The organism is Nocardia sp. CA-084685, assembly GCF_050955785.1.
GTDB lineage: Bacteria > Actinomycetota > Actinomycetes > Mycobacteriales > Mycobacteriaceae > Nocardia.
On sequence record NZ_CP192094.1, the window covers coordinates 9,149,123 to 9,174,251 of the forward strand.

General features: G+C 65.6%; 22 protein-coding genes. 10 read left to right on the forward strand and 12 right to left on the reverse strand.

Annotated elements, in window-relative coordinates:
- Positions 1 to 107 precede the first annotated feature (107 nt).
- Positions 108 to 2,666 (reverse strand): ATP-dependent chaperone ClpB, encoded by a 2,559-nt coding sequence (gene clpB / locus ACQP2U_RS40420; RefSeq protein WP_433712421.1) that lies wholly within the window; start codon positions 2,664 to 2,666, stop codon positions 108 to 110.
- Between the two features lie 222 nt (positions 2,667 to 2,888).
- Here clpB and ACQP2U_RS40425 point away from each other — a divergent pair, with 222 nt between their 5' ends.
- The 4 genes from ACQP2U_RS40425 to ACQP2U_RS40440 all read left to right on the forward strand — a co-directional run bounded on the left by ACQP2U_RS40425 (position 2,889) and on the right by ACQP2U_RS40440 (position 6,883).
- Complete coding sequence (locus ACQP2U_RS40425) at positions 2,889 to 3,824, forward strand: NADP-dependent oxidoreductase (RefSeq protein WP_433712422.1); 936 nt, start codon at positions 2,889 to 2,891, stop codon at positions 3,822 to 3,824.
- 6 nt (positions 3,825 to 3,830) lie between these two features.
- On the forward strand, positions 3,831 to 4,733 hold the full coding sequence (locus tag ACQP2U_RS40430) for an LLM class flavin-dependent oxidoreductase (protein WP_433712423.1): 903 nt from the start codon (positions 3,831 to 3,833) through the stop codon (positions 4,731 to 4,733).
- A 207-nt stretch (positions 4,734 to 4,940) separates the two neighbouring features.
- Positions 4,941 to 6,098, forward strand: coding sequence for an FAD-binding oxidoreductase (locus tag ACQP2U_RS40435; RefSeq protein ID WP_397030619.1), 1,158 nt, complete (start codon positions 4,941 to 4,943; stop codon positions 6,096 to 6,098).
- Between the two features lie 8 nt (positions 6,099 to 6,106).
- Positions 6,107 to 6,883 carry an FAD-binding oxidoreductase gene (locus tag ACQP2U_RS40440; RefSeq protein WP_433712424.1) on the forward strand — a complete coding sequence of 259 codons (777 nt, stop codon included), beginning with the start codon at positions 6,107 to 6,109 and terminating at the stop codon, positions 6,881 to 6,883.
- Between the two features lie 59 nt (positions 6,884 to 6,942).
- On the opposite strand, the gene ACQP2U_RS40445 is transcribed toward ACQP2U_RS40440, so the two are convergent.
- The 5 genes from ACQP2U_RS40445 to dnaK all read right to left on the reverse strand — a co-directional run bounded on the left by ACQP2U_RS40445 (position 6,943) and on the right by dnaK (position 12,853).
- Positions 6,943 to 8,112 carry an FAD-binding oxidoreductase gene (locus ACQP2U_RS40445; RefSeq protein WP_433712425.1) on the reverse strand — a complete coding sequence of 390 codons (1,170 nt, stop codon included), beginning with the start codon at positions 8,110 to 8,112 and terminating at the stop codon, positions 6,943 to 6,945.
- A gap of 654 nt (positions 8,113 to 8,766) precedes the next feature.
- Positions 8,767 to 9,168 carry a heat shock protein transcriptional repressor HspR gene (locus tag ACQP2U_RS40450; protein WP_433712426.1) on the reverse strand — a complete coding sequence of 134 codons (402 nt, stop codon included), beginning with the start codon at positions 9,166 to 9,168 and terminating at the stop codon, positions 8,767 to 8,769.
- Complete coding sequence (gene dnaJ, locus ACQP2U_RS40455) at positions 9,168 to 10,331, reverse strand: molecular chaperone DnaJ (protein ID WP_433712428.1); 1,164 nt, start codon at positions 10,329 to 10,331, stop codon at positions 9,168 to 9,170. Before dnaJ ends, ACQP2U_RS40450 begins: the two co-directional genes overlap by 1 nt.
- A 24-nt stretch (positions 10,332 to 10,355) precedes the next feature.
- A complete protein-coding gene (gene grpE, locus ACQP2U_RS40460) occupies positions 10,356 to 11,009 on the reverse strand; it encodes a nucleotide exchange factor GrpE (protein ID WP_433712429.1) in 654 nt (217 codons plus the stop codon).
- Positions 11,006 to 12,853 (reverse strand): molecular chaperone DnaK, encoded by a 1,848-nt coding sequence (gene dnaK, locus ACQP2U_RS40465; protein ID WP_397030629.1) that lies wholly within the window; start codon positions 12,851 to 12,853, stop codon positions 11,006 to 11,008. Before dnaK ends, grpE begins: the two co-directional genes overlap by 4 nt.
- Positions 12,854 to 13,279: 426 nt before the next feature.
- On the opposite strand from dnaK, the gene ACQP2U_RS40470 reads away from it, so the two are divergent.
- A complete protein-coding gene (locus ACQP2U_RS40470) occupies positions 13,280 to 14,926 on the forward strand; it encodes an FAD-binding oxidoreductase (protein WP_433712430.1) in 1,647 nt (548 codons plus the stop codon).
- 2 nt (positions 14,927 to 14,928) lie between these two features.
- On the opposite strand, the gene ACQP2U_RS40475 is transcribed toward ACQP2U_RS40470, so the two are convergent.
- On the reverse strand, positions 14,929 to 15,414 hold the full coding sequence (locus ACQP2U_RS40475; RefSeq protein ID WP_433712431.1) for a MarR family winged helix-turn-helix transcriptional regulator: 486 nt from the start codon (positions 15,412 to 15,414) through the stop codon (positions 14,929 to 14,931).
- A 116-nt stretch (positions 15,415 to 15,530) separates the two neighbouring features.
- Here ACQP2U_RS40475 and ACQP2U_RS40480 point away from each other — a divergent pair, with 116 nt between their 5' ends.
- The 3 genes from ACQP2U_RS40480 to ACQP2U_RS40490 all read left to right on the forward strand — a co-directional run bounded on the left by ACQP2U_RS40480 (position 15,531) and on the right by ACQP2U_RS40490 (position 18,970).
- Entirely contained in the window at positions 15,531 to 17,240 is a 1,710-nt protein-coding gene (locus ACQP2U_RS40480; protein ID WP_433712432.1) for an MFS transporter, read from the forward strand.
- Between the two features lies 1 nt (position 17,241).
- Positions 17,242 to 17,538: a hypothetical protein gene (locus ACQP2U_RS40485; protein WP_433712433.1), complete on the forward strand. Its 297-nt coding sequence runs from the start codon at positions 17,242 to 17,244 to the stop codon at positions 17,536 to 17,538.
- Between the two features lie 271 nt (positions 17,539 to 17,809).
- Positions 17,810 to 18,970 carry a zinc-binding dehydrogenase gene (locus ACQP2U_RS40490; RefSeq protein ID WP_433712434.1) on the forward strand — a complete coding sequence of 387 codons (1,161 nt, stop codon included), beginning with the start codon at positions 17,810 to 17,812 and terminating at the stop codon, positions 18,968 to 18,970.
- A 3-nt stretch (positions 18,971 to 18,973) separates the two neighbouring features.
- Here the strand turns inward: ACQP2U_RS40490 and ACQP2U_RS40495 are convergent, their stop codons facing one another.
- On the reverse strand, positions 18,974 to 19,588 hold the full coding sequence (locus ACQP2U_RS40495) for an NUDIX domain-containing protein (RefSeq protein WP_433712435.1): 615 nt from the start codon (positions 19,586 to 19,588) through the stop codon (positions 18,974 to 18,976).
- Positions 19,589 to 19,654: 66 nt separating this feature from the next.
- Between ACQP2U_RS40495 and ACQP2U_RS40500 the strand changes: the two genes are divergently transcribed.
- Positions 19,655 to 19,927, forward strand: coding sequence for a helix-turn-helix domain-containing protein (locus tag ACQP2U_RS40500; protein WP_397030638.1), 273 nt, complete (start codon positions 19,655 to 19,657; stop codon positions 19,925 to 19,927).
- 3 nt (positions 19,928 to 19,930) lie between these two features.
- Here the strand turns inward: ACQP2U_RS40500 and ACQP2U_RS40505 are convergent, their stop codons facing one another.
- Together ACQP2U_RS40505 and ACQP2U_RS40510 are read right to left on the reverse strand one after the other, a co-directional pair.
- Positions 19,931 to 20,572, reverse strand: a complete 642-nt coding sequence (locus tag ACQP2U_RS40505) for an endonuclease (protein ID WP_433712436.1) — start codon at positions 20,570 to 20,572, stop codon at positions 19,931 to 19,933.
- A 104-nt stretch (positions 20,573 to 20,676) separates the two neighbouring features.
- Entirely contained in the window at positions 20,677 to 21,357 is a 681-nt protein-coding gene (locus ACQP2U_RS40510) for an FAD-dependent monooxygenase (RefSeq protein ID WP_433712437.1), read from the reverse strand.
- On the opposite strand from ACQP2U_RS40510, the gene ACQP2U_RS40515 reads away from it, so the two are divergent.
- Positions 21,305 to 21,601, forward strand: a complete 297-nt coding sequence (locus ACQP2U_RS40515) for a TetR family transcriptional regulator C-terminal domain-containing protein (protein WP_433712438.1) — start codon at positions 21,305 to 21,307, stop codon at positions 21,599 to 21,601. The genes ACQP2U_RS40510 and ACQP2U_RS40515 overlap by 53 nt on opposite strands.
- Positions 21,602 to 21,703: 102 nt before the next feature.
- Here the strand turns inward: ACQP2U_RS40515 and ACQP2U_RS40520 are convergent, their stop codons facing one another.
- Both ACQP2U_RS40520 and ACQP2U_RS40525 read right to left on the reverse strand, forming a co-directional pair.
- Positions 21,704 to 23,266, reverse strand: coding sequence for a dynamin family protein (locus ACQP2U_RS40520; protein WP_433712440.1), 1,563 nt, complete (start codon positions 23,264 to 23,266; stop codon positions 21,704 to 21,706).
- Positions 23,263 to 25,128 carry a dynamin family protein gene (locus ACQP2U_RS40525; RefSeq protein ID WP_433712442.1) on the reverse strand — a complete coding sequence of 622 codons (1,866 nt, stop codon included), beginning with the start codon at positions 25,126 to 25,128 and terminating at the stop codon, positions 23,263 to 23,265. Before ACQP2U_RS40525 ends, ACQP2U_RS40520 begins: the two co-directional genes overlap by 4 nt.
- Between the last annotated feature and the right edge of the window lies 1 nt (position 25,129).

Sequence of the window (25,129 nt, forward strand, 5' to 3'; positions counted from 1 at the left end):
TCGACGACTCGGACGCGAGACGGGCCGCGAACTCGTCGCTCGGGACCTGCTCCGTCGTTGTCACCGGGTGACCCAGCTTGCGATTGATCGCAAGCTGGGTCGCGTTGTCAGCCCCGTCCGACGATGAGGCCATCGCCGTTCGGGCTCACGTTGACCGCGACGGTGTCGCCGTCGGCGACCTCACCGGCGAGCAGTTCCTTGGCGAGGGTGTCGCCGATGGCCTGCTGGATCAGCCTGCGCAGCGGGCGGGCGCCGTACAGCGGGTCGTAGCCGCGCACGGCGAGCCAGAAGCGGGCCGAATTGCTGACGTCCAGCTTCAGCCTGCGTTGCGACAGTCGTTTCTGCAGCTGGTCGAGCTGGATATCGACGATGGATTCCAGCTGCTCCTCGTTGAGAGCATGGAACATGACCACATCGTCGAGGCGGTTCAGGAACTCCGGTTTGAAGGCCGAGCGGACCGCGTTCATGACGAAATCCCGATTGCCACCCGCACCCAGATTCGAAGTGAGGATGAGGATGGTGTTGCGGAAATCGACCGTGCGGCCCTGGCCGTCGGTCAGGCGACCCTCGTCGAGAACCGCGAGCAGGATGTCGAAGACATCCGGATGCGCCTTTTCGATCTCGTCGAAGAGCACCACGGTGTACGGGCGACGCCGCACCGCCTCGGTCAGCTGACCGCCCTGGTCGTAACCGACATAGCCGGGCGGGGCGCCAACGAGCCGAGCGACCGAATGCTTCTCGCTGTACTCGCTCATATCGATGCGGACCATGGCGCGTTCGTCATCGAAGAGGAAGTCGGCCAACGCCTTTGCCAGCTCGGTCTTACCGACACCGGTGGGGCCGACGAACATGAACGAACCCGTCGGCCGGTTCGGATCCGCGACTCCGGCGCGCGCCCGGCGCACCGCATCCGAAACCGCCTGCACCGCCTCGGGCTGACCGACCACGCGCTTACCCAGCTCCTGCTCCATGCGCAACAGCTTCTGGGTTTCACCCTCCATCATCCGGCCGACCGGAATACCGGTCCAGGACGAGACCACCTCGGCGATATCGTCGGGGCCGACCTCCTCCTTGAGCATCACTTCGCCGTCAGCGGCTGTGGCGGAGACCTTTTCGGCCTCGGCGAGCTGCTTCTCCAACGCCGGGATACGCCCGTAGCGCAGCTCGGCGGCCTTGCCCAGATCGCCGTCGCGCTCGGCGCGCTCGGATGCACCGCGCAGGGATTCCAACTCCTCCTTGAGGACGCGGACCTGATCGATGGCGCTCTTCTCGTTCTGCCAGCGAGTCATCAGCTGATTGAGCTTTTCGCGGTCGTCGGCGAGTTCCTGGCGCAACTTGTCCAGGCGCTGCTTGGAGGCCGCGTCGGTCTCCTTCTCCAGCGCGACCTCTTCGATCTCGAGCCTGCGCACCGCACGCTCGACCTCATCGATTTCCACTGGGCGCGAATCGATTTCCATACGCAGCCGCGATGCCGACTCGTCGACCAGGTCGATCGCCTTATCCGGTAGGAACCGGGAGGTGATGTAGCGGTCGCTGAGCGTGGCGGCGGCGACCAGTGCGGAGTCGGTGATGCGCACACCATGGTGCACCTCGTAGCGCTCCTTGATGCCGCGCAGGATGCCGATGGTGTCCTCCACCGACGGCTCGCCGACCAGCACCTGCTGGAAGCGACGCTCGAGGGCGGCGTCCTTTTCGATGTGCTGGCGATACTCATCCAGCGTGGTGGCGCCGACCAGGCGCAGCTCACCGCGGGCGAGCATCGGCTTGATCATATTTCCAGCATCCATGGCCGATTCGCCGGTCGCGCCCGCACCGACAATGGTGTGCAGCTCATCGATGAATGTGATGATCTGTCCCGCACTGCTTTTGATCTCCTCGAGTACGGCCTTGAGCCGTTCCTCGAATTCGCCGCGGTACTTCGCACCGGCCACCATCGCACCCAGGTCGAGCGAGACGACGGACTTGCCGCGCAACGATTCCGGCACGTCACCGGCCACGATGCGCTGGGCAAGGCCCTCCACGATCGCGGTCTTGCCGACACCGGGTTCACCGATCAGCACCGGATTGTTCTTGGTGCGGCGGCTCAAAACTTGTACGACGCGGCGGATTTCGGTATCGCGCCCGATGACCGGGTCGAGCTTGCCGGAGCGAGCCTGCGCCGTGAGATCGGTCGAATACTTCTCCAGCGCTTGGTAACTGCCCTCCGGATCGGCACTGGTGACGCGCGCACTGCCGCGCACGGCGGTGAACGCCTCGCGCAGCGCCTCGGGGGTCGCGCCGTACTTCTTCAGCAGCATGGTCACATCCGAATCGCCCTCGGCCAGGCCGACCATGACGTGTTCGGTGGAGACGTATTCGTCGCCGAGTTCGGTAGCCAGGCGCTGGGCGGCGGTGATCGCGGCCAGGGCCTCGCGGCCGAGTTGCGGAGTAGTGGTCGCACCGGTCGCCCGTGGCAGCCTGTCCACGATGTCCTGTGCCTCGCGTCGAATCGTCGCCGGATCCACCGCGACGGCCTTGAGCAAGGGGGCGGCGATGCCATCGGTTTGATCCAGCAACGCCACCAGCAAGTGCGCCGGACGAATCTCCGGATTGCCCGCGGCCGAGGCGGCCTGCAGGGCGGCGGTCAGGGCCGCCTGGGTCTTGGTGGTGGGATTGAACGAGTCCACAACTCACCTTCCTACTAGTCGATTCGCACTATCCAACGTCGGAAAGGTTGAGTCTGTTCCACTCAACTTTAATTTTTTCGCCACCGAACAGACTCGGGCGCAACGCTACGCCGCGACACTGCCGAATGGCCTCAATCGCAGGGTCCAGGGCACCGCGATGCCTACGATGGCCTTGGCCGTTGGTTGATGCAGCACAATCCAGCCCGACCCGAGGAGCGATGGATGCGCGCGATCGTGGTACGAAGCTTTGGAGCAACGCCCGAACTGGCCGAAATGCCGACCCCCGAACCCGGCGCGGGCGCGGTCAGAATCCAGGTCGAGGCGGCCGGGGTGAACCCCTTCGACCAGAAGATGGCCGGGGGCATCCTGGATGGCAAGCTGCCGCATGATTTCCCGATGATCCTCGGCGTCGACGGTGCGGGCACGGTGGCCGCGGTCGGCCCCGGCGTCACCAAATTCGGCGTCGGCGACCGCGTCGTCGGCAAATTCCTGTTCCCGCCCGCGGGCCACGGCAGTTTCGCGGAATATTCGGTACTGCCCGAGAACGCCACCCTGGTCCCGATCCCAGACCGGGTGCCCACCGTCGCGGCGGCGGCCCTGCCGACCGCGGGCATAACCGCACAGGACATCGTGGATGCCACCAAGATCGAACCGGGCCAGACGGTACTGATCGTCGGCGCGACCGGCGGCGTCGGCTCATTTCTGGTGCAGTTGTCGAATATCGCCGGGGCACATGTCATCGCGACGGCGCGGGGGGCGGTCGCCGATCAGATGACCAGGCTCGGCGCGGCCGAGACCGTCGATTACACCCTGGGTCCGGTCGTCGAACTGGTCGCCGCCGCGCATCCCGACGGCGTCGATGCGCTGTTCGATCTGGTGAGTCCACCCGAGGTGCTCGCCGAACTGACCACGTTGGTCCGCGACGGCGGCACGGTCTACTCCACCATCTGGTCCGCCGATCCGGACGCACTGCGCGATCGCGGCATCAAGGGCGGCAATATCGAATCCTCCGGCCGTGCACCGGAATTGGCCCGCCTGCTCGATCGAGTCGCCGCCGGTGACGTGGTCGTGCCGATCGACGTGACCGTCCCACTGGACCTCGGCCCTTCGGTCATCGGCGCGATCGGCGCGCGGGGCAAAACCGTACTGGCCATCTGAGATCGAGTGACTGGCCGCAAAAAGGGCTCATCACGCCCGCCCGAGTTCGGCCTCTTCCTGATTCCGGAGGCCGATAACTACCAGCAGCTCACCGAGTTGACGACATATGCGGAGACCGCCGGGCTCGACCTGATCGGCGTTCAGGACCACCCCTACCAGCGCCGCTTCCTCGACACCTGGACCCTGATCACCGGCTTGGCCATGCGCACCGAGCGACTCACCTTCTTCCCCGACGTCGCCAACCTGCCGCTGCGCAATCCCGCCGTACTCGCGAAATCCGTTGCCTCCCTCGACATCATGACCGGCGGCCGGATCCACCTCGGACTCGGTGCCGGCGCGTTCTGGGCCGCCATCGCCGCCATGGGCGGTTACCACCTGAGCCCAGGCGAATCGGTTCGGGCGCTGGCCGAGGGCATCGCGGTCATCCGGGCCATGTGGAGCGACGAGCGTTCGGTCCGGGTGCCCGGCACCTACCATCTGCTCGACGGTGCCCACCCCGGTCCGCGGCCGCAACACGATCCCGGCATCTGGCTCGGCGCGAAGGGCCCGCGCATGCTCGCCCTGACCGGACAGCGCGCCGACGGCTGGCTCCCCTCGGCTGCATGGGCGCCGCCGGAATTCCTGGCCGAGGCGGGTAAGCGCATCGACGATGCGGCCGCGGCGGCACAGCGCGATCCGCGCGCCATCCGTCGGGTATACAACCTCTCCGGCACCATCACCACCGACGGCACCGACCAGGGCTTCCTGGAGGGGCCGCCCGAGCGCTGGGTGGACGATCTTTCCGCGCTACATCGCGACCAGCGCATCGACGGCTTCATCTTCTGGCCGACCGAGGGCGACCCCGTCGACCAAGTGCATCGCTACGCCGAATTGGTCGCGCCCGCGGTGCGCGCCAACGTCGCGAGTTGACCCGGCGGTAACCCGGAGCGGACTCGGTCGCGATATCCTGCATGTCCGGCCCAGAGCAGCCCCGATTTGCCGTCGGATTACCGTCGGCGCGGACGTGATCGGCCATACCTACACGACCACGTGATTTTCAGGGATACTTGACGGCGGAGGACCGCCGGTTACGGACATGTCCCTGGGCAGATTTTGAGGGAAAGGAAGCTCCACGTCGTGGATGCGCGTTCGGCAGCGCTGGTCCGCGCCAACTTCCGATCGGTGATCGAGTCGCCGAACGGACCCGAGCGGTTGATCAGTGCGTTTTATGGTCACCTGTTTGCGGAGAAGCCGCAGTTGCGGGAATTGTTCCCGCCCGCGATGGAGATGCAGGCCAAGCGGGTGGTGACCGCCATCCATTACGTGCTCGACAATCTCGAGGACTGGGAACGGGCGCAGAAGTTCCTGGAACAGCTGGCGCGTGATCACCGCAAATACGGCGTCATCGCCGCGCACTACGACATCGCCGGGCGGGCGCTGCTCGCCGCCTTCCGGGTCTTCAACGGGCCGATGTGGAATCGCGCGCTCGAGGAGGGCTGGCGCGATATCACCATCCTCATCTCCGCCTCCATGGCCATCGGCGCTAATTCCGATAAATCGCAGCCGTACTGGGATGCGACCGTGGTCGGCCATCGCCGCGTGCTCGAGGATCTGGCCATCGTGCGGCTGCAGTCCGACAGTCCGATTCCGTATCAGGCTGGACAGTACGTGCCGGTCTCGCTGCCGCAGCGCCCCAAGATGTGGCGCTATCTATCGCCGGCGATTCCCGCGAATCCCTACGGCGAAATCGAATTCCACGTCCGCAAGATTCGCGGCGGTTGGGTGAGCCCGGCCGTCGTCAACGAGACCAGGGTGGGCGATCGGTGGATGATCGCCGGTCCGCTCGGTGGTCTGCACATCGATCGCGACAGCGGCCGTGACGTGCTGCTGATCGGTGCTGGCACCGGCATCGCCCCGCTGCGCGCCCAGTTGATCGAGATGGGTCAGCGCGGCATCAATCCGCGTGTGCACTTCTTCATCGGCGGCCGCTATCCCTGCGATCTGTACGACGTGGAGAATATGTGGCAGCTCTCGCAGAGCAATCCGTGGCTCACCGTGGTCCCGGTCTGCGAACAGAAGACGAACCCGTGGTGGTATCCGCATCCACCGCAGGACGAGCCGTACGGCATGCACCGCCGCCTGATCGGAAATCTGGGCGCGGTCGTGGCCAGCTTCGGTTCATGGGCCGACCGACAGATCCAGATCGCCGGTTCGGCCCGCATGATCGCCGACACCCGCCGCGCCCTCATGGCGGTGGGCACCCCCGAGTCGGTTATCAGCTCAGACCCCGTATGAGAGAAGTAATGACAATTGATCCGAGCCCGCACGGCAATGGTGCGGCGCCCGAATGGAAGTCGACCGTTGTCGGTCATCACCGGCTGCGCCACGACATCGCGGTGATCCGCCTCATCGGCGAGTACGTCCCGTTTCTCGCGGGACAGTCGGTCGAGGTCCGGGTGCCGCAGCATCCGGGGATGCGCCGTCGGCTCTCCCCCGCACTGCCGCCGTCGCTGGACGGCAAGTTGGAATTCCACGTCCGCACCGTGCCGGGCGGCTGGTGCAGCGGCAGTATCGTCGCCGATACCCGCCCCGGCGACGAATGGCAGATCAGTACTCCCCTCGGCACTCTCGCCGTCGACCCCTACGGCGACGAGGTCCTGATGATCGCGGGCGGCACCGGCCTGGCCCCGATGCGCTCCCAGATTCTCGACCTCGCCAGGCACGAGGATCCACCGCCCACCTACCTGTTCGTGGGCGGGCGCTCCCCGCGCGACCTGTACGCCGATGACATGCTGTTCCTGCTGGCGAACGAATTGCCTTGGCTCACGGTGATTCCCGTGGTCGAGAGCCCGGAGGATCCGGGTTGGGTCGACGAATGGTACGAGCAATCGCGCGTGGATATCGGATTCCCGCTCGACGATATGCTCTTCGGCACGCTCGCCGATGTCGTCGGTTCACACGGTGCGTTCGACCACCATCAGGTGCTGGTCTGCGGGTCACCCAATATGGTCCGCGTGACTCTGGATCGACTCGTCGAGACCGGAACCCCCGCCGCGAATATCCAATTCGAGGGACTGTAACCAGCAGACGCAACCCCAACGGAGCGAGCCTTACGAGCGAGGTGTTCGCGGCCAAAAATTCACAAGAGCGGATCGTGGCGGATGTTCTTGGTTTGTGTTCCGGCGGCCATCAACCGGAACTTGGTGGTCTGCACCATCGAGGGTGATCCGACTATCTGCACATCCCGGTCGGACCAGGAGCCGTAGCTCGCGACGACCTTGCCGATCTGGCCGGTCACCCTGGCTTCCAACCCGGGCCAGGTGCGCTCCGGTTCGCCGGAATCCAGGTACCACCAAGGGTTTTCATCGGTCTCGGTGACCGGCGTTACGGTGAGCCATTTATTGGCGGTGGCCAGTTGGCTCAGGATCTCCAGATCGTAGAGGTCACACGGGTGATGGCCGCCGACGAACAGGTGCACCCGTGGATTGACGCGCCGCTGTGCCATCGCCATGAGCTGGGCGCGCAGGGGTGCGATGCCGGTACCGCAACCGACCATCAGCATTTTGCGTTTCACATTGCGCGGTATGCCGAGTCCGCCGAGCGGTGAACCGAGCAGCCACTGGTCACCGATATTGGTGTGGCCGACGATGGCCGGACTGACCCAACCGCCGAGCACCCCGCGGATGTGGAATTCGATCTCGCCGTTGGCATTCGCGGGCACCGCCGGGGACAGATAGCGCCACATGCGCGGCCGCGCCGGGATCTGCACGCTGATGTACTGGCCCGCGGCGTATTGCATCGGCTGATCCAATTGCAGCCGCACCACGGCGAGATTGCGCAGCACCTCGCGCCGCTCGACGACGGTTCCACTCCAGACCGGAGGCGTCGATTCCTGTTCGGCCGCGCCGATCATGGTGTCGCCGATGATTTTCAGGCCCTCGTCCCAGGCCCGGTCGACCTCATCGGTCCACATCTCGGTGCCCGCGAAGATCCGCATCGCGGACTTCAACGAGGTCGCGACGGCGTTGTAATGCGCGGCCTGCACCCCGTACTTGCGGTGATCGCGCCCGAGTTGGGCGAGGAATGGCAATAACTTATTCGGCTCTTCCAGCCGATCCAGCGCATAGGAGATCGCCTTGACCAATCTGTCACGCTGGGAATCCATCGCTGCGGGGAAGAAATCCCGGACGGCGGGATAGTTCGTGAACAGGATTGCGTAGAACGAACTGGCTAGCTTGGCCTGGCCCCCCTCCTCCGCAGCAACCGCCTTGAACGTCGTTCTTATCAAAGCGACCGTCCGCGAGTCCATTTGTGTCACAACCCCTTTTGCACTCGAACACAAACCTGTGCCGACGAGTGAAGTGCTGCGGGACACTCGACAGCAGCCGATGCGAACGAGTGTATGCGAGGTTTGCCAGCTTCGGAATCAGTCGCATAAACATCAAGCGTGTAATTCCGTCGAAACGAGGATTCGCGCCACGAAAACCCTTGAAAACAAACCGAAAGAACGAACACGACGGCGAAATCCGTCATATAACCACCGGATTCGGAAGGCCCGATTTGCAAGTTTCATCCCACACGAGGTCATGGAGCGATCGCACGGCAACCCGCGGTACGGTACCGCCCATCCGACTCGGTCACACCGCGAGCACCCACCGGCCTGGCGATCGACGGAACCGACGACCCGACCCGGCATATAGTTTGCCGAAGCACGAGCCACAGCAAACTTCGCAGCTCGGCACATCATTGGCAATCTGTCAGAAGCACATGCCGACACATACGCGGTGCTGAACCGACTGCCCGGTAATGAAACCCGGGTCGGGAGTTTTACTCGAGCACTGCCAGCAGTATTCGAGGCCATAACCCGATACGGCGTTGCAAGAGAAGGCATTCACTTATCGGCACGAAATGACAAAAGGCTCCGGGCTCGGCCGAAACCGAATCCCGGAGCCTTTCGCGCTTATCAGCGCCTATTGCGCGGCTTCCACACCACCAGTGCGGTACTGCGTTGCGGCGGCGTGAGATCGGGACGATACCCCGCGCGCAGCCGGTCCAGCTCCGCCGACATTTCGGCGACGCGCTGTTGCAGTTCCTCGACCTGATTGGTCAGTTCGATGATGCGCTTGATGCCCGCCAGGTTGACGCCCTCGTCCTGGGACAGCCGCTGCACCTCGCGGAGCAGTTCGACGTCCCGTGCCGAATAACGTCGACCGCCACCCGAAGTCCGTTGCGGGGTAACCAGGCCGAGGCGGTCATACGTGCGCAGTGTCTGCGCGTGCATGCCCGCCAACTGGGCCGCCACGGAGATCATGAAGAACTCCGCCCGCGACGCCGCGCCGGATGCCTGCTTCGGATTATCGGACATCACGAACCTGCCCATCCCGCACGTGGATCGAACCCGCTGGCCTTCTCCGCCTCCGCGTAGCGCTTGAGCGCCTCGGCGGCATTGTCGTCCAGCTTCTGCGGCACGGCCACCTTGACGGTGACGAGCAGATCGCCCGCCCCGCCGCCGGGACCGCGCTTGGGCACGCCACGGCCACGCACCCGCAGGATCCGACCGTCCGCGGTGCCCGCAGGCACCTTGACACCGACGCGCCCTTCCAGCGTCGGCACGGAAACCGTTGTGCCCAGCACCAATTCACTGTAACTGACCGGCAGCACCAGGGTCAGATCGTCGCCGTTGCGGCCGAAGACCTTGTCCTGGCTGACATGCACGGTCACGTAGAGATCACCCGAGGGCGCACCACGCAGTCCGGCCTCGCCCTGTCCGGCCAGCCGGATCTTCTGCCCATCGCTGACACCAGGGGGAATCCGCACCGTGATAGTGCGGGTCCGATTCTGGATGCCGCTGCCGCGGCAGTCGACGCACGGATCGTCGATGATCGAACCGGTACCACGGCATTCGTCGCACGGCTCGCTGAAGCCGAATGCGCCCTGGTTGCGGCTGATCACGCCGTTTCCGTTGCAGACGGGACAGACTCGCGGACTGGTCCCCGGCTTGGCGCCGCTGCCGTGACAGGTCGTACACGGCGACGGACTCGTCATCCGCAGCGGAACCGTGACACCCTGTGCGGCCTCGCGGAAGCCGAGGGTCGTCTCGGTCTCCACATCGGCGCCGCGGCGCGGGCGGCTCGCGGTGCGCGTGCCGCCTCGGTTGAACAGGCCGCCGAGCAGGTCTCCGAGGCCACCGTCGCCGGCATTCGCCTGGCCGAAGATGTCCCCGATATTGAAGTCCTGCGAGAAGCCGCCACCCGCACCGGGAGTGAAGCCGCCGCGTCCGTATCCGCCACCGGCGAACAGCTTTCGGGTCTCGTCGTATTCCTTGCGCTTGGCCGGATCCGACAGCACGGCATGCGCCTCACTGACGGATTTGAACCGTTCCTCGGCCCTGGTATCGCCGGGATTGGCATCCGGATGCAGGTCACGCGCGAGCTTGCGGTACGCCTTCTTGATCTCGTCCTGCGAGGCGCTGGAGGAGACACCCAGCTCCTTGTAGAAGTCCTTTTCGATCCACTCCCGTTGGCTCACTGGGCATCTCCTCCTCTCGGGTTCTTATTGGTTGTTCGCATTGGCATCAGCATCCGATGCCTCTTCTTCGACCAGATCGGCCACGCCATCGGTTACCCCGACGAGCGCGTGCCGAAGCACTCGATCGCCGAACCGATAGCCCTTGCGCATGACAAGGCCGATCACCGGGTCGTGGCCGGAGCCCTCGTGCTGCACGGCCTCGTGCAGGGTCGGGTCGAAAGGTTCACCCTCCGCACCGAATTCCTGCAGCCCCTGCTTGTGCAGCGCGTCGGCGAGCTTATCCGCGACCGACTTGAGCGGTCCGGCATCGAGATCGCCGTGCGCCCGCGCACGATCGAGATCGTCGAGTACGCCGAGCAATTCGGAGACCACGGCCGACTTCGCGGAATCGATGGTTGCCTGCCGGTCCCGCTCGACCCGACGCCGGTAGTTGGCGTATTCGGCGGTCAGCCGCTGCAGATCGGCGGTGCGCTCGGCCAGCTCCTTGGTGATGGCCTCGGCCATGATCTCGGCGCCCGCATCGGAACCGATGACAGGTTCGGTGCCGTTCCCGGCTTCCGGGCCGGGCCCGGCGGCGGGTTGTTCCGCCGCCGGTTCCCGGATTTCTCCTGTCTCCGGATCGATCTTGCGGTTGTCGACGAAGGTGATCGGCTCCTGTTCGGAGTTGCCCTCGCTCACTTCTTCTCCGTGTCGACCGGCTCGTCCACGACCTCGGCATCCACGACCTGGTCATCGCTCGCGGAGCTCGACGCGCCGTTGCCGGACGCGGCCTGCTCGGCGGCAGATGCCTCGTAGATCGCCTGACCCAGCGCCTGCGATTCGGTCGCGAGCTTCTCCACCGCGGACTTCACGGCCGCGATATCAGTGCCCTTGAGCGCCTCGTTCGCCTCGGCGATGGCCGCCTCGACCTTGGTCTTGACGTCCGCGGGGACCTTGTCCTCGTTCTCCTTGATGAACTTCTCGGTCTGGTGCACCAGCGACTCGGCCTGGTTGCGGGTCTCGGCCTCCTCGCGGCGGGCCTTGTCCTCGGCGGCGTGCGCCTCGGCGTCCTTGACCATCCGGTCGATCTCCTCCTTGGACAGGCCGGAGCCGTCCTGGATCTTGATCGTGTTCTCCTTGCCGGTGCCCTTGTCCTTCGCGGTCACGTGCACGATGCCGTTGGCGTCGATATCGAAGGTGACCTCGATCTGCGGCACACCGCGCGGGGCCGGCGGGATGCCGGTCAGCTCGAAGGAGCCGAGCAGCTTGTTGTGCGAGGCGATCTCGCGCTCACCCTGGAACACCTGGATCTGTACCGACGGCTGGTTGTCATCGGCGGTGGTGAAGGTCTCCGAGCGCTTGGTCGGGATGGTGGTGTTGCGCTCGATGAGCTTGGTCATCACGCCGCCCTTGGTCTCGATACCCAGCGACAGCGGGGTGACATCGAGCAGCAGGACGTCCTTGACCTCACCCTTGAGCACACCGGCCTGCAGTGCGGCGCCGACCGCGACGACCTCGTCCGGGTTCACGCCCTTGTTGGGCTCCTTGCCGCCGGTCAGCTCACGGACCAGGTCCGAGACGGCGGGCATACGGGTCGAGCCGCCCACGAGCACGACGTGGTCGATATCGGCGACGTTGATACCGGCGTCCTTGATCACGGACTGGAACGGCGCGCGGGTGCGGTCGAGCAGGTCCGAGGTGATCTTCTGGAATTCGGCGCGGGTCAGCTGCTCGTCAAGGAACAGCGGGTTCTTGTCGGCGTCGACGGTGATGTAGGGCAGGTTGATCGAAGTGCTCTGCGAGGAGCTCAGCTCGATCTTGGCCTTCTCAGCCGCCTCACGCAGGCGCTGCATGGCCATCTTGTCCTTGGTCAGGTCGATGCCCGCACTGGCCTTGAACTTGTCGACCAGCCAGCTCACGACGCGCTCATCCCAGTCGTCACCACCGAGGTGGTTGTCGCCGGAGGTGGCACGGACCTCGACGACGCCCTCCCCGATTTCCAGCAGCGAGACGTCGAAGGTGCCGCCACCGAGGTCGAAGACCAGGATGGTCTGTTCCTTATCGCCCTTGTCCAGGCCGTACGCGAGTGCGGCCGCGGTGGGCTCGTTGACGATGCGCAGCACGTTCAGACCGGCGATCTGACCGGCCTCCTTGGTGGCCTGGCGCTGTGAGTCCTCGAAGTACGCGGGCACGGTGATCACCGCGTCGGTGATCTCCTCACCCAGGTAGGCCTCGGCGTCGCGCTTCAGCTTCATCAGCACGCGCGCGCTGATCTCCTGCGCGGTGTACTTCTTGTCGTCGATGGCCACCGACCAGTCGGTGCCGATGTGGCGCTTGACCGAGCGGATGGTGCGGTCGACGTTGGTGACCGCCTGGTTCTTGGCGGGCTGGCCCGTCAGAACCTCTCCGTTCTTGGCGAACGCGACGATCGATGGGGTGGTGCGCGATCCTTCAGAGTTCGCGACGACGACCGGCTCGCCGCCTTCGAGAACGGCGACGACCGAGTTCGTGGTCCCGAGGTCGATTCCGACCGCACGAGCCATGGTGGTTCCTCCTAGTTGACGTAACTTCTTGTGTCGGTGCTGGGTATTCGCGGTTTTCGGGCGCTCTACCCGCTCTGCGACATCCGCTCGGGACTACCGAGTCGACTGCCGCGAGACCTCGCCCCAGCACCTCACGGAGCACGGTCCCAGCAACGCTGAGCGTGGTCGGCTCAATCCTGCACCCATTCGCCACCGGGCGTCAACTGAAACTTGAGCCGAACACACTCAACATTGTCGAACAGCTCAACCGACCACCCACGCGGTCTATTCCCGATTCGGGGAGAACGGGGCGCCATTCTCGTCAGGCCCGAGATTGCGAGCCAGTCGACACTTCTGATCGACAGTCGCTGGATCCGCCCCGTAGAGGTTGCCCGTCCGTCCGGCGGTCCACGAGGATGGCGGTGCCGATCCCCGAGAGGAGTGAAAGTGTCGACGAAGACGCGGTCGTGGTGGGGCTGGGGGAATGTCGAGGATGCGGTCGTCGGCGCGGAGCGGGCGGCGCTTACGGCGCGGGTCGCGGCGATGCTGCCCGGTGCCGATCTCACACCACACGAACCGCCCTCGATCGAATCGCTCGGGCTTCCCGAACCGCGAGTGACCGCGCCGGATTCGCTCGCCGAGTCGGTGTCGGCGGCCCCGGCCGATCGAGCCGCGCATGCGCACGGTCAGGCATTTCGCGATGTGGTGCGCAATCTGCTCGGCGAGGTGCGCAATGCGCCGGATCTGGTCGTTCGGCCGCGCACGGAAAGCGCGATCATCGATGTGCTCGACTGGGCGGCCGCGGCGAATATCGCGGTAATCCCGTTCGGTGGTGGCACTTCCGTGGTGGGCGGGGTCGAGCCGAGATTACCCGTCCGAGCCGCATCCGCCGGGCCGAGCGCTGCCGGCGCCGGAGCAGACGAATTCGCGGGGGCGATCAGTCTGGACCTCGGTCGTCTCGATCGGATACTCGAGCTCGATCGCACCAGCCGGGCGGCGCGAATTCAGGCCGGAGTCCTCGGTCCCGCACTCGAGGATCAACTGCGCGGTGCGAATCTGACGCTGCGGCATTTTCCGCAGTCGTTCGAATTCTCGACGCTCGGTGGCTGGCTGGCCACCAGGGCCGGTGGACATTTCGCGACGCTGTACACCCATATCGATGACCTGGTCGAGTCGATGCGGGTGGTGACGCCAACGGGTACAAGCGAATCGATGCGGCTGCCCGGATCGGGGGCGGGGCCGTCACCGGACCGGATGTTCCTCGGGTCCGAGGGCGCACTCGGCGTAATCACCGAGGCATGGATGCGCTTACAGGACCGACCGCGTTGGCGCGCAACGGCTTCCGCGCACTTCGACGACTACACCCAAGCGGTCGCCGCGACCAGGGCCATCGCGCAGTCCGGCCTTTACCCGACCAACTGCCGACTGCTCGATCCGGCCGAGGCATTTCTCAATGCCGGTGCCGCGACGAGCGGCGGTGTGCTGGTACTCGGATTCGAATCCGCCGATCACCCGACACGCACCTGGCTGGAACGCGCGCTCGAGCTGGTCGCCGACCACGGCGGCATCCTTCCCGAACCCGCGCGCTACACCGAATCCAATGAACCCCAACGTAGTTCGGGCGCAGGCGACACCTGGCGTTCGTCCTTTCTGCGGATGCCTTATCAACGCGATGCCCTCGCCGCCCAGTCGATGATCACCGAAACCTTCGAAACCGCCTGCACCTGGGATAAATTCGACAATCTGAAGGCAACGGTGACCGAGGCCGCGAACGCGGCCATCCGATCAGTCGGTGCCACGGGCGTGGTGACCTGCCGCTTCACCCATGTATATCCGGACGGTCCGGCACCCTATTTCGGCATCTACGCCGCCGGTCGCTGGGGCAGTACGCTCGCGCAGTGGGATGACATCAAAGCCGCTGTCTCCGAGGCGCTCTCAGCCGCGGGCGGCACCATCACGCACCATCACGCGGTGGGCCGAGACCACCGAACCTGGTACGACCGCCAGCGCCCCGACCCGTTCGCGAACGCGCTGCGGGCCGCCAAATCCGCGCTGGATCCGGCCGGAATCCTCAATCCCGGCGTGCTGATCTGAACTCAGCACTTATCCGCCGGGCGGGCCAAGCCCGGATGGATGCCAGGGATCAGTCCGTTCGCCGCCGCGGTGCGCTGTAGTAGGTCGACCAGGGTGGCGCGCTCGTCGGGATCGAGCGCTGCCGTGATGTCCGCATTCAATCCGGTCACGATCTCCTCGGCCTGGATGAGCAGCTCATGCGCCGCCGGAAGTAGATAGACGGCGTGCGCGCGCCGGTCCGTCGGATGTTTGCGCCGCTCGACGAGTCCACGCTTCTCCAGTTCGTCCACCAGCCCGACCATCACATTGCGGTGAATCCGCTGCGCCTCGCACAACTGCTGCTGCGATTGGCCGTCGTTGGCACGCAATATCCGCAGCGTGCCGTAGTGACGTGGGCTGATGCCCAGCGGCGCGAGCAGGTCGGCGAAGCGCTGAGCGACGTGGAATCCGAGTTGTCCGAAAAGGAACGCGGGGTGCTCTGACAGCGGCACGAAGGTCGGATCGGTCACGCACCGAGCATACCCCGGTCAATGCACTATTAGTGATTGCACACTTGATTGATAATCACTTCATGTGCATAGTTTGAGGGGTCGTCCTACTCCACCGATTCGAAAAGAGCCTCCTCGTGGATACCGACATCTCCCCCGGCGCGGACGCGCCCCTCCAACTCGACCCCCGCCGCTGGATCGCCTTCGCGGTCGTACTCGCCGCGGGCTTCATGGATCTGCTCGACGTCACCATCGTCAACGTCGCGGTCCCGAGCATTCAGACAGATCTGGGGGCCCAGTATTCGCAGATCGAATGGATCATCGCGGCCTATGTGCTCGCCTTCGCCGCAGTGCTCATCACCGGCGGCCGCCTCGGTGACATCTACGGCCGCAAGCGGATCTTCCTGATCGGCATGACCGGATTCACACTGGCCTCGGCAGCGTGCGGCGTCAGCGCCGATCCGACCATGCTGATCACCTCACGGTTCATCCAGGGCGCGATGGCGGCGCTGATGGTGCCGCAGATCCTCGCCATCATCCGGGCCACCTTCCCGCAGCAAGAGCGCGCCAAGGCCATCGCGATCTACAGCGGTGTCGGCGGCTCCGCTTCGGCGGTCGGACTGTCACTCGGCGGACTGCTGGTGCAATGGAATCTGTTCGATCTGGACTGGCGGCCGATCTTCCTGGTCAATGTGCCGGTCGGGATCGCGGCACTCATCGCCGCGACCATCGTTATGCGAGATTCGCGCTCGGCAGCCGCGCCGCGACTGGATCCCATCGGCATGGTGCTGGCGATATCCGCGGTACTCCTGCTGGCCTATCCGCTCACCGAGGGGCGCCGATTGGGTTGGCCCGCATGGACTTTCATCATGATCGCAAGCGCGGCAGTGGTCTTCGGGGCATTCGTCGCCTTCGAGCGGCGCCGGGCGCGGACCGTCGGATCACCGCTGATCGATCTGGAACTTTTCCGGTCCCGACCGTTCACGGTCGGCCTAGCGAGTTGGCTGCTGTTCTGGATCGGGCTCGGCGGGTTCTTCCTGATCTGGACGCTTTTCATGCAGGCTGGCCTGGGCTGGTCGGCGATGCGGGCCGGGCTCACGGCGGTTTTCTTCGCCGTCGGCGCGGGCATTGGGGCCGGGGTTTCGGTGAGCGTGCTCGCGCCGCAGTTCGGACGCATCGTGCTGGTCACCGGTGGTGTGGTGAATGCCGGTGGATTCGCGCTCTATGGATGGCTGGCCGCACATTACGGTGCGTCGATCACGTCGTGGCAGATGGTGATTCCGCTGATCATCACCGGTGTCGGATTCGGCATGGTGGTCGCGCCGACCATCGACCTGCTGCTCGGTCAGGTGCCGGCGCGTGAGGCTGGGGCGGCGTCCGGACTACTCAATACCGGACAGCAGCTCGGCACCGCACTCGGCGTCGCGCTGGTCGGCGTGGTGTTCTTCGGTCAGCTGGACCATGATTCGGCGCGCGGGGTCGAGGCGGTCACACCGCAGGTGCGCACCGAACTCTCGACGATCGGCCTTCCGGAACCGGCACAGGACCAGATAGTCACGAATTTCCTTGCCTGCGTTCGTGATCGATCCGCCCAGGTCGACCCGACCGCGATCCCGGACAGTTGCCAGAGCTCCGACGCGGCCGATTACGCTGTGGCACAGGTGCTCACCGGTGCGGGCGAACGGGCCAATGCGGTGAATTTCGCCAACACCTTCCGCTACACACTGTGGTACGGCATCGGCCTGCTGGCCGTCATGTGCCTCGGCTTCCTCATGCTCCCCAAGGACGCACGGCTCGAGCAGCACGAAATCGACGGTCCTCTGGAACTGGTATCGACAGGAGTTTGAGTTGAAAATACTTGCCATCGGACGCGCACAAGACATCGTGGACACCGCCGCCGAGCTCCTGCGGGCCAACGGATTCGCTGCCGTGGGGACCATCGCCGATGCCGAGGCGCTACGCGTGCTCGATACCGGCGAAGTCACCGATCTGATCATCGGTGGTGGGGTGGAACCGGATTCGCGTGCGGCATTGCAGCGGAAGGCGGCCGCACAGCAGGTCATCGTGCACGAAGCCCAGCGCGGCGGCCGCGGCATCGAGGACTATCTGACCGACGTGGTGATCCCGACACTGAAGCGTCGGTAATACCGAGGCGGTTCCCGCATGCACGCGGGAGCCGCCATCGTTTGCCCGTCAGCTGGCGTCCAACCCCGCAGGATCGCCACCACGGATCACCTGAGACCAGGGCATCCATCAGACGTACATGCGGCTTCGGATTCGCGAAAGCCCTCGCCAGACGCGACTGTCTGATCCAGACCCGCGATTTCCGGTGTGCCCGACGAACACGGCAGTAGGGTGGCCGCAAGAGCAGGCTTTCGCCGAAGCACCGCGCGCCGCCGATCCGAGGAGTTCGTTCATGAGGGCCGCCGTCGTCACCAATACCAAGTTTTCGGTGGAGGAGTTGCCGACACCGACGCCCGGGCATGGGCAGGTGCTGATCAATGTATCGCGGTGTGGCATCTGCGGGTCCGATCTGCATGCCCGTACCCATGCCGATGAGATGGCCGAGTTGGCCACACGCACCGGATACGACCACTTCATGCGTGCGGAGCAGAGTGTGGTGCTCGGACACGAATTCAGTGGCGAGATAGTCGAGTACGGGCCGGGCTGTCGCAAACGCTGGCGCACGGGTACACCCGTGGTGGCACTGCCGATCGTGCGGCACGACGGCGCACCGCAGCTGACCGGGCTCTCGACAGCCGCGCCCGGCGCGTATGCCGAGCAGGTGGTGGTGCAGGAATCGATGACGATGCCGATCCCGAACGGGCTCTCGGCCGAGCACGCCGCACTCACCGAACCGATGGCCGTCGCCTGGCACGCGGTGCGCAAGGGGCGGGTAAGCAAGGGGCAGACGGCTTTCGTAATCGGCTGCGGACCTATCGGTTTGGCGGTTATCAGCATGCTGAAGGCGGCGGGCGTGCGCACCGTTGTCGCCAGTGATTTCTCGCCACGTCGCCGCGAACTCGCCGTCGGTTGCGGAGCCGATATCGTGGTCGATGCCGCGACCGAATCCCCCTGGGCGGCAGCACCTCAGCGCGGGCGCATCAAAGGTGTCACCGACGTTCTCAGCCTCGGTTTCGACACCATGGAACGGCTGCGGCGCATCCCGAATCTGCCCTGGTGGTACGTCTTCCGGCTGGTGCATGCGCTCAATGCGGGTCCGACCGGTCCGGTGATCTTCGAATGCGTTGGTGTGCCGGGCATCATCGATCAGATCCTCACGGCCGCGCCGCCACTTTCGCGCGTTGTCGTGGTCGGCGTGTGTATGGAGACCGACCGCTTCCAACCGGCGATGGCGATCAACAAGGAAATCGAACTTCGCTTCGCCTTCGGCTACGACCCGGGTGAATTCCGCGACACATTGCATATGATCGCCGACGGGAAGGTCGCCCCTGCCCGCTTGATCACCGGCACCGTCGGGCTCGACGGTATCGACAATGCGTTCACCGCGCTGGCCGATCCGGAGCAGCACGCGAAGATCCTGATCGACCCGGCCAGTACGGCGACGGCGCCCTGACGCTCAGCCGAGGTGGCGGTCGCGGTCGGGCTGCCGGTCGAGCCACGAGGGCGCGGCGGTGTCCGGATAGCTGAGCGCGGGTTCACCGTGTTCGAGATAGGCGGCGTGGCCCTCCATCCGGGCACGGAAGGCCTGCCAGATGCGACGGGACGGCTCGGGTCCGGCGAAGGTGTCCACGGTGTCGACGCGGACCCACTGCCAGCGGTCGAGTTCGCTCGCCCGCAGCTGGATGGCCGAGGCGTCGCCGAGCTCACCGCAGTCGAAGATATAGCGGATTTTGTCACCCGCGGGTTTGCGCACCCAGTCGTGCACGAGCAATCGGCACGGCGGGCGGTCCAGGCCGAGTTCTTCGCGGATCGCACGGCGACAGGCCGCTGCCGGTGATTCGCCGGGCGCGACAATGCCGCCCGGAATGTCCCAACCGTCCCGATCGACCGGATGGACAAGCAGCACCTCCTCGCCGCGCACGAATAAGGCTCCCGCGGCCAGTCTCACCTGGGCGAATGGTTTCGTGTCGCGATCCGACATCACCTCACGACCTTCCTTCGCCGGGTCCGGAAATACGCGGGTTCGGCGGAGTTGCCGCCGTTCGGCCGCCCCTGCTGCGACGATGGGCACGGTCTCTCCACTTGTACACCAGCAGCGCACATACGTCCTCGAACAGCTCGAGAAGGTGGGCTAAGCATGGCCGAGAAGATCTTCGACATCGTGTGGGATGCGATCGATGACATCCGCGGCGACGTCGAGAATATGCGGCTGCGGTCGCAGTTGATATTCGAACTGACCGACCGGATCGCGGCCGAGGGATGGTCCCCGGAAGTCGCCGCCGAGCACCTGGGCGTCACCGCCGCGCGGATCTCCGATCTGCTCGGCGGCCGAACACAGCTGTTCAGCCTGGACGCGCTGGTCAATATGATCGCCGCGGCCGGACTGCGGGTGCAGGTGCTGATCACCTGAGCCTCAGCTGGCGGCGAGTACCTCATCGGCGATCTGGCGGTCCAATGTGACCCGGACCAGCGCCGCGGCCAGATCGGCGGTGTGGTTTTCCGGCGCGAGACCGGCCAAGCGGTCCGGATCTTTCGGAAGTCGGACGCGTTCGGCGCCGCGCAGCGCACGTTCGTCGAAATGCGGTCGAACCCAGGTCCATACGTCCTGGACTTCCCGCAGGAAGATATCGCTGCCGGTCGGGCCGATGCCCTTGAACTGTTGCAGCAGTTCGGCGGCGCGGGACGGGTCGTGCTCGGCTTCATCGGCGAGTTTGCGCAGATCGCCGCCGTAGCGGTCCAGCACGCGCGACGCAGTGGCGCCCAAGCGCGACGCCGTACTCTCGTCATAGCGCTTGTAGTGGGCGCGGCCGAGAGCGTCGACGAGCTCTTGCCAGTCGGCGTCCCTGACCCGGCTCGGCGTGCGATATCCGCTGCTCACCAACTCCTTGGTCGCCGCGACGGCGATATCGGCGGAGATCCGGGTGCTGAGCAGTTCGGCGAGCATGAGCAATTGGAATAGCGGTGCGGGTTTATCGGCCAACTTGATACCGGCCTCGGCCGCGTAGCCCGTGCCCGCCCGGTCCAGCAAAGCGTTCACCACATCTTTTTGAGTCATCGCATGCTCCTGGGTTCGGATATCCGGGGCGTACCCCCGGGTCGCGGGTCCACACACCGGGGCTACGCCGCGTAATCCTTGGCGACGACCGTGCGGGCAACCTTCTACGGCGCACCGCCGATCAGCCCCCGCCACGGCAAATATGGCAGCAGGCGGACATTGAGATTGCGCATGCGGATCATCGAATTGCTCGGCGGCGCATACCATTTGCCGACGCCCTCGGCGATGTTCTGGCAGGCCCGCACCATCGGCAGCATCTCGGCGCGGTAGCGGGCGAACGCGATGGTGTGATCACCACCCGCGGCGGCGAGTTCACCGGCCAGGATGTATGCGCCGACCAGCGACAAGTCCGCGCCCTGACCGGACAATGGTGATGCGCAGTAGCCCGCATCGCCCACCAGTGCGACGCGGCCCTTCGACCAGTCGTCCATGTGGATCTGTGCCATGGCGTCGAAATAGAAATCCTCGGCGGTATCGAGGTGCGCCAGCAGTTTCGGCACCTCCCAGCCCTGCCCGTCGAATCGGTCGGCGACGATCTTTTTCTGCTGTTCGATATCGCGGTAGTCGTAGTCGAGTTGTTCGGATTCGAAGGCGAAAACCGCCTTGGCTTCGGTGTTCCGACGTGCGCTGTAGCTGAATCGGGAGTGGGGCGATGAACTCGAACGGACACTGAGTGCGGCCGCGCAACCGAATTCGACTGCGCTGCGACGTTTCGAAGCGAACTGGACCGCGGTGCTCGACTCGATCGCGGACCATCGCGGACTCTGGTCGGCGACCTTCGACATCCTCGCCCAATCGGGTCAGGACGAGGCGACCCGCGAACAGTTGGCGGCAAGTCTCGACGAAGCTCGGCGCGGGTTGGCCCGGCTCTTCGAGGGCATCGATGAATCCGACACCAGAGGTGGGCGCGCCATCGGGTCCTTTTACCAGGCGCTACTGACGGGGCTTGCCGCCCAGGTGCTGATAGATCCGGACCACGCGCCGTCAGGAAAGGACCTGGCAGCCGCCTTGCGCCGAATCACCGGCTGACCAGCCCTGACGGGCTGCGGTAGGTCCTGTGGTCGGGCACCGACATCCCCTAGCCGCCGCCTCGATGAACCGAACCGCCATTCGACTCAGCTCGGTGCGGGACTATTCCGGCAGCAGGCTCAAAGTTCCTTCGGCGCTGCGAGCCGCGGTGAGGCAGGCGGTTGTCGTGAACTGGTCGGCCAAGGGGTGGCGGGCACGGGCCCGCCATTTGCGCACGGCGGCCATGGCCTCCGAGCGCTGGATGGCGGGGTCGGTGCCGAAGGGCAGGCCGAGTCGCAGATGCGGAGCGACGCCGGAGCCGCCGATCAGGCGGTGCAGTTCGGCGAGATCCGCTGCGGGCAAGGCCAATTCATCGGTACGTAGGCGACCGAGCAGACGGAGTTCGGCGAAACCGTGCACGTCGGCGAGCAGGGTGCGAACTCTGGGAAGCAGCTGGTCGGCGGGGGTGCCGGGGTATGCGGTGAGCACTCGCGCCAGCGCGGTGAGGGCCGAGTGAGCCTTGAGTTGATCGGCGCGCTGTCCGAATTGGACGTCGAGGACCGAGCGGAGTTCGTCCACGCCGCTGCGGTTGGTCAATTCCGCTGCCAGCGCGGCGGAGTCGCGCACGCCGAGGCGGATCAGTGTGACCGCCATGCGAATTCCGAAGAGGCCGAAACGTGCCGCGAGCTGGGCGCGGAGTTCGGGCGGGACCGGGAGTGGAATATCAGGGCGCGCGAAACGATCTGCCGAGAGCAAAGCGGCGCTCAACTCCTCGACCGGGACCCGGGCCAGCGCCTCGAAGGCGGTGAATTCCTGCTGACGCAGCGTTGCCGCGGCGAATGCGAGCAGACCGGCGACCGGGATTACCGCCTGACACAGTCCCGTTCGCTCCAACTCGGCAGCGAAACGTGTCGCGACATCGCGGGCGGAGTGCAGCGCATCGATCCGGCCCGCGCCGATCTCGTCGGCACGCGAGACCACACCGATAACACCCAGCGGACCCGAAATGCCCTGCGCGCCAGCGGTTCCTGCACCGACCTGCTCGAGGAAACGGACATCGGCATCATCGAGGCGACGCAGCAGATAGACCACGGCGTCCGCGCCCGGAATCGAAATGGCCGCCGCGCCGCGCTCGCCGTCGGCATCACCAGGGGTGAGCAGTCGCGCGGTGCGCAGTGACACCTCCCGCGACAGCGACGATGTCCCCGGAGTGTCGATGATGGTGGTGTTCGCCAGCGCGGCGGCGGGCCACTCGACCTCGAGATGGTCGACCTCGCGCGGTCCCGGCGCATTCCAGTTCAGTCGCTCCAGATCGAAGGTGAGCCCGTGCGTGCCGCTGCCGCGGCGCACCACCACATTCGCCGTCGAGCCGTCCGGTGCATAAGCCGTCACGCTCGGGGTCGAGCCGTTGCGGTACCAGGTGACCACGCGCGTGCATTCGGTCGCGTCGGTCGGAGCGATATCCTGACCGACCAGGGAGTTGAGCAGGGTCGACTTGCCCGCCTTCAGCGAACCCGCCAGCGCCACCCGCAGCGGTTGATCCAGGCGGCGGGCACAGTCGGCCAGCAGCGCACGCGGTCGCGGCTCGCGAGGAAATGCCTGTCTGGCCGCGGCGACCAGCTGATGCGCCTCGGCGACAATGCCGGGCGAGCGCCGAACATCATGCCGGGTCACGTCTCTTCTCACGGGGTTACCGTACCGGCGGCCCCTTTCCGCGGCGCGGCGATGGCAGGTTGCATAGCATCGGCATAGCGTCGCAGCTCGGCGACCATGTGCAGCTGCCGATCGAGCACCGCACAGCGCTCGGTCCGGCGGGCCGTTTCCATATTCGCCGCCTCCTGCGCGGCCCGCAGCGAATCATCGATGGAGCGCAGGCTGCGTTCGGCGACGCCGGTGTAGTGATCGCGCAAAGCCCGATGGATGCGGTGCAGTCGGTCCTTGGATTCCTTGCCCGCCTGGAACGCGACGTCATCGATGAAACGCCGGATGGCGACCTTGGCCTCATTACGGCGGCGGGCCAGTCTGGCCTGCTTGTCATCGCGGAATGCCTTGCCGCCCACCAGGACACCGGCGCCGATGGAGATCGGATTCAGCATCGCGAGCCCCGCGAAGGTGGTCGCGAGCCCGACCATCAGCACACCGCCGTACGAGCCGCGCATGCCAACCAGGATTTTGCTGCCGAAGCTGATATCGGGCTCCAGATCGGCGAGGGTGCCCCCACCGGCGCGGCTGTCGTCGGTGTGCAGGCCGGAGCTGACATCGGGCAGCTCGACCATGCCGAGTTCGGTGAAGTGCTCGGCGACCCGCTCGGCGAGTTCCACGGCGCGAGTATGCGTCCACAACAGATTGTCGCCGAGCGCGGTGTCGATATCGCCGGTGAGCCATTCGGCAATCCGGTCCCAATGGCGGCCCGGATCATGTTTATCGATCCATTCCTCACCCGTTCTGGCGATCTCGCGCAGGCGCTCACGCAGATCGTGATCGACATCGCCGGCCAGATCAGTGATGCCATCGGAGAGCGTCAGCTGCCAGGCCGAGGTGCGCCGGTGCAGATCCTCGGCGCTGGTCTTCGCCAACTGCAGCTCGCGCACCGCCATCGCACCCTGGCGGGGATCGCGCAGCGCGACCAGTTCACTGCCGAGCGCGAGGGCCAAATGCTCTGCCGCCGACCGGATGTCATGCGCGACCGCGACCAGCGTCGCGGCCTGGTCGCGCGCGACCACCTGTTCACGGAGGAACTGATACAACACACCGAAGCCCGATTCGACACCGAGTTGCTGGTCCTGCAGCAGCATCGCGTGCCTGCGCAGTACCGCGGAAACCGGAATGATCGGCACCTCGACTCGTGCTCGGCTCAAATGCCCCTGATCGGCCTCATGCACTTGACGCCAATGCGGATACAGATCGATCTTGGTGAGCAGCAGTGCGGTGGTCGGGCACAGTTCGCGGACCTGCCGGAGAAAGGCCAGTTCCGGCTCGGTGAGTTCGGTGGAGGCATCCGAAAGCACCAGGACCGCGTCAGCGGTCGCGACCAGGCCGAGTACGCCTGCCGCGTAGCCACTTCCGTGGCCGCCGACGCCGGGGGTGTCCACCAGGACGATGCCATCGGCGAGCAGCGGATTCGGGAGTCGCACATCGATGCGCTGCACCCGGCGGCCGTGGGCCTGCGGAGTATGAACGGTGATCATGCCGATCTCATCGACCGGCACCGGAACTCGCGCCTCCTCGGTTCCACTCGGCCCGGCCAGCACCAGTTCGGCATACGGTTCGGGACTGTGGGAGAGCAAGGTGGGTACCGCGGTGGTCGCGTCATCGCCGACCGGACAGATCTCCAGATTCAACAGGGCATTGACGAAACAGCTCTTGCCCTGACCGAGGTGTCCGACGATGACGATGCGCCGCCGCGGATCGCGGACCCGGTCGGCCGCCATTTCCAGGCGACCGACCAGATCATTGCGACCCGCGGCGCGCGCCGCGGCGATGGTTTCACCCAATACCGTCAGCAGCGGTACCGCGGGCGGTTGAGCATTCACTGCCGGTGTCCCCATC

Bases quoted from the DNA above. Each gene is read 5' to 3' on its own strand.
- ACQP2U_RS40425 (WP_433712422.1), top strand. From the start codon at position 2,889: ATGCGCGCGATCGTGGTACGAAGCTTTGGAGCAACGCCCGAACTGGCC.
- ACQP2U_RS40440 (WP_433712424.1), top strand. From the start codon at position 6,107: ATGACAATTGATCCGAGCCCGCACGGCAATGGTGCGGCGCCCGAATGG.
- ACQP2U_RS40445 (WP_433712425.1), bottom strand. From the start codon at position 8,112: ATGGACTCGCGGACGGTCGCTTTGATAAGAACGACGTTCAAGGCGGTT.
- ACQP2U_RS40450 (WP_433712426.1), bottom strand. From the start codon at position 9,168: ATGTCCGATAATCCGAAGCAGGCATCCGGCGCGGCGTCGCGGGCGGAG.
- dnaK (WP_397030629.1), bottom strand. From the start codon at position 12,853: ATGGCTCGTGCGGTCGGAATCGACCTCGGGACCACGAACTCGGTCGTC.
- ACQP2U_RS40490 (WP_433712434.1), top strand. From the start codon at position 17,810: ATGAGGGCCGCCGTCGTCACCAATACCAAGTTTTCGGTGGAGGAGTTG.
- ACQP2U_RS40500 (WP_397030638.1), top strand. From the start codon at position 19,655: ATGGCCGAGAAGATCTTCGACATCGTGTGGGATGCGATCGATGACATC.
- ACQP2U_RS40505 (WP_433712436.1), bottom strand. From the start codon at position 20,572: ATGACTCAAAAAGATGTGGTGAACGCTTTGCTGGACCGGGCGGGCACG.
- ACQP2U_RS40510 (WP_433712437.1), bottom strand. From the start codon at position 21,357: ATGTCGAAGGTCGCCGACCAGAGTCCGCGATGGTCCGCGATCGAGTCG.
- ACQP2U_RS40525 (WP_433712442.1), bottom strand. From the start codon at position 25,128: ATGGGGACACCGGCAGTGAATGCTCAACCGCCCGCGGTACCGCTGCTG.